Origin of the sequence: Oerskovia sp. NPDC060287, assembly GCF_042726775.1 — a bacterium.
GTDB classification, from domain to species: domain Bacteria; phylum Actinomycetota; class Actinomycetes; order Actinomycetales; family Cellulomonadaceae; genus Oerskovia; species Oerskovia merdavium.
Genome location: NZ_JBHXBO010000341.1, coordinates 1 through 3,335 on the forward strand (window position 1 = coordinate 1; position 3,335 = coordinate 3,335).

At 71.6% G+C, this 3,335-nt stretch carries 3 protein-coding genes; 1 reads left to right on the forward strand and 2 read right to left on the reverse strand.

Annotated features, from left to right (window positions below; genetic code table 11):
• Nucleotides 1-81 precede the first annotated feature (81 nt).
• Nucleotides 82-552 carry a VOC family protein gene (locus ACFWFR_RS18605; RefSeq protein WP_191802821.1) on the forward strand — a complete coding sequence of 157 codons (471 nt, stop codon included), beginning with the start codon at nucleotides 82-84 and terminating at the stop codon, nucleotides 550-552.
• 48 nt (nucleotides 553-600) lie between these two features.
• On the opposite strand, the gene ACFWFR_RS18610 is transcribed toward ACFWFR_RS18605, so the two are convergent.
• Both ACFWFR_RS18610 and ACFWFR_RS18615 read right to left on the reverse strand, forming a co-directional pair.
• Nucleotides 601-2,382: a beta-N-acetylhexosaminidase gene (locus tag ACFWFR_RS18610; RefSeq protein WP_377624073.1), complete on the reverse strand. Its 1,782-nt coding sequence runs from the start codon at nucleotides 2,380-2,382 to the stop codon at nucleotides 601-603.
• 68 nt (nucleotides 2,383-2,450) lie between these two features.
• A complete protein-coding gene (locus ACFWFR_RS18615; protein WP_377624074.1) occupies nucleotides 2,451-3,260 on the reverse strand; it encodes a hypothetical protein in 810 nt (269 codons plus the stop codon).
• Between the last annotated feature and the right edge of the window lie 75 nt (nucleotides 3,261-3,335).

The window sequence follows — 3,335 nt, forward strand, 5'->3', positions numbered from 1 at the left end:
GCCCGCCGTCGTCGTCCCGGGACCTTTCCCGAGCGGGGCGCAGCGGCGGCGTGCCCGACGCGCCGGGGCTAGCGTGGATCCATGGAACCTCGCGTCAGCCTGATCACCCTGGGGGTGCGCGACGTCGCCCGGGCACGCGCCTTCTACGTCGACGGGCTGGGATGGGAGCCTGTCGACGAGGTCGCGGGCGAGGTCGTCTTCCTCCAGGTCGGTCACGGCCTCCTGCTCTCGTTGTGGCGCCGGGCCGACCTCCTCGAAGAGGCCGGTCCCGGCATCCACGAGGCGCACCACGGCCCGGTGCCGGTGGTGCCCGTCGCGCTCGCGCACAACGTCGGCTCGCCCGCCGAGGTGGACGACGTCCTGGCGAGCGCGCTCGCCGCAGGAGGCTCCGTCGTCGTGCCTGCTCAGGTGCGCGCCTGGGGCGGCTACTCGGGGTACTTCGCGGACCCGGACGGGTTCCGCTGGGAGGTCGCCCACAACCCGGGCCTCGTGGTGTCCGACGACGGACGGGTCACCTTCGTCGCGGCCGAACCCGACCCCGGGGCCTGGTAGGTCCCGGCGGGACGACCTCAGCCGAGGCGGGTGCGGTGCCTCACGCCGTCACGGGACCCAGTCGACGTCGGCCACCTGGTTCCACCCGATGCCCGCCGCGGTCCAGCGCGGGGACACCTGGACGACCCGGTCACGGAAGTCCGCGTAGCTGCGGTCGGCCTGCTCCGACCACGCGACCTCGGCCGTCGCCGGCAGTCGCGGGAAGAGCATGAAGTCGGCGTACGTATCGACGGGCACGAACACGTCGGTGCTCGTCGGCAGGCCCGCGAGGCTGTCGGGGTAGGAGCGGTCGGACCACAGCAGCACCTCGACGCCCGCCATGTCGGACTCGTCCGCCAGGGTGCTCTTTCCGTCGGGCGAGGTGAGCTCGGTCGCGGGGTCCCAGTCGTACGCCTCCTCGAGCGTGATGCGCGAGGCCCACTCGAGGCCGTACGGGGTGTCCTCGTCGTACTTCATGTCGAGGTACGTGCGGTCGGCGGGCGACATGATGAGCCGGGCGCCCTTGTCGAGCGCGGCCTGGACGTCGACCAGGTCCGCGTTCTTCGCCTCCCCGCCGATGACCCCGCGCAGCCGCTCCCCCACACCCCAGTACTGGATCAGCGCGCCGGGAGGCAGGTCCTCGGACGCTCCCCACTGGTGCCAGCCGATCACGGTCTTGCCGTGGCCTGTCGCGATCTCGTTCGCGGCCTCGGCGTAGCTCTGGTACCAACCGGGCGGGCTGGGCGCCTCGTCGCCGCCCAGGTGCAGGTACGGGCCGGGGTTCTGCCCCGCGACCGAGGCGAGGACCGTCTGGAGGTAGGCCCGGACGTCACCCATGTTCTCGTCGCTCGCGCAGACGATCGGGTTGTTGACCTCGGGTCCCCAGTAGAGAGGGGTCGCGACGCCGTCGCAGGTGAGCGAGCCGAGCGACGCCTGGGCCGCGAGCGTGTGCCCCGGCCCGTCGATCTCCGGGACGACCGTCATGTACTTGTCGCGCGCGTACGCGACGATCTCCGCGTACTCGTCCGCGGTGTAGTACCAGCGCTCGCCGTCCCCCGTCCCGGGCTCCCACCCCTCCTGCGTCGTGGAGCCGACCTCGGTGAGCCCGGGCAGGGCGTCGACCGCGATGCGCCATCCCTGGTCGTCGGTCAGGTGGAGGTGGAGCGCGTTGAGCTTGTACGTCGACGCGTGGTCGATGAACCGCTTGACGGACTCGACCGGGTAGAAGCGGCGCGCGACGTCGAGCATCGCGCCGCGGTAGGCGAACCGGGGCTCGTCGGAGATGGTGACGGCCGGGGCGGTCCAGCCACCCGCCGGCTCCTCCTGGACCGTGGTCGCGTCGATCTCCGGGGGGAAGAGCTGACGCAGCGTCTGCACCCCACGGAACAGACCAGGGGGCGTCGCGGCGGTCAGGACGATCTGCTCGTCGTCGACCGTGAGCTCGTAGGCCTCGACGCCCGTGTCGTCGAGCAGGCCGTCCCGCTCCCAGACGACCTCGCTGTCAGGGACGAGCTCGAGACGGATCTCGCCCGCGGCGCCGTCGACCGCCGGGCCGAGCGGCAGGTCGAGACCCGTCGCGGTCCCGAGGCGCTCGGCGAGCTCCTCACCGACGTGGAAGACGTCCGGGGCCATGACCTCGGGTGTGACCAGCGCGATCGTGGAGTCCGCGTCGAGCACGAACGCCCCTCCCCCGTCGACGCTCACGTCCGTGGGCACCGGGACGAGCCCGAGGCCGGTCGACGGGACCGTGCTCTCCTCGTCCGTGCAGGCCGTGAGCAGCGCGGCGGTGATGACCGCGGCGATGATCCCCGCGGTGAGGGTGACCGGTCGACGGCGACCTGGCGAGTTCATCAGCACTCCTTCGTAACTCATGACGGAAGAAGGCCGGGCCTTCCTCTTGCCGTCCACCCTAGGGGCGCTCAGAGGCCGGGAGGCTCAGAACGGCCGTCTCGATGAGGTAACGAATCCGGTCCGACCGGTCCCATGACGTCCGGGAGGTCGTACCGCTGTCGGAGCACGTCGTAGCAGCGCGCGACCTCTCGGCGCCCGTCGGCAGCCGAGCCGCGCGAGAGCGGCACGTCGAAGAGCGCCACGATCCGGCTACCCTGCAGCACGACGTGCGTGTGGCGATCACCAGGCATCGCCTGGACGACCATGAAGAGCTCGTGGGGACAGCGACGGGCCAGCAGGAACTCTCTGAGCACCTGACTCTGCTCGATCTCCTGGCAGGCCGCGGCCGCCCCGCGATGAGCCCGTGAGCGAAGGGCCCACCAGCGAGGCTCGATCATCTGGACACTGACCTCCCCCGGTCTGGGCTCACCTTCCGACGGGGTGGACGAGAGACCGGTCGCCCGCTCGTAGGCCATCGAGATGATGTCGACGACTTCGTCCGCGCCGTCTTCGTCCGGTCCCGGCCCGACCCTTGCGCGCCCCGTCGCCACGGCTCTGTCCACCGCCTCCCGTCCCCGGGCCATCAGCCAGACGACGGCAAGCTCCCGGGCGTCCCCGTCGAGGGCGACACCGAGGTCCGGAGCCCAGAGCTCGACGGCAGCGAGCGAAGCCTCGACCCGGCGAAACTCCTCGACGAAGGCCACGATCTCCGTCGCGGACATCCGTTCGACCTGGTCAGAGAACGAGTTCACGGCGTCCTCGCCGAGGTCACCGCCGAGAGCGTCGAGCACCGACCACGGCCCCGGTCCGTCCGCCCTCCCTGCACGCCGATCGATCATGCGCGGAGACTACCCCGCCGTACCGTCACCGCCGCTGCGTGTCCCCGCAGCACGACGCCCGCGAGACCAGGAGGT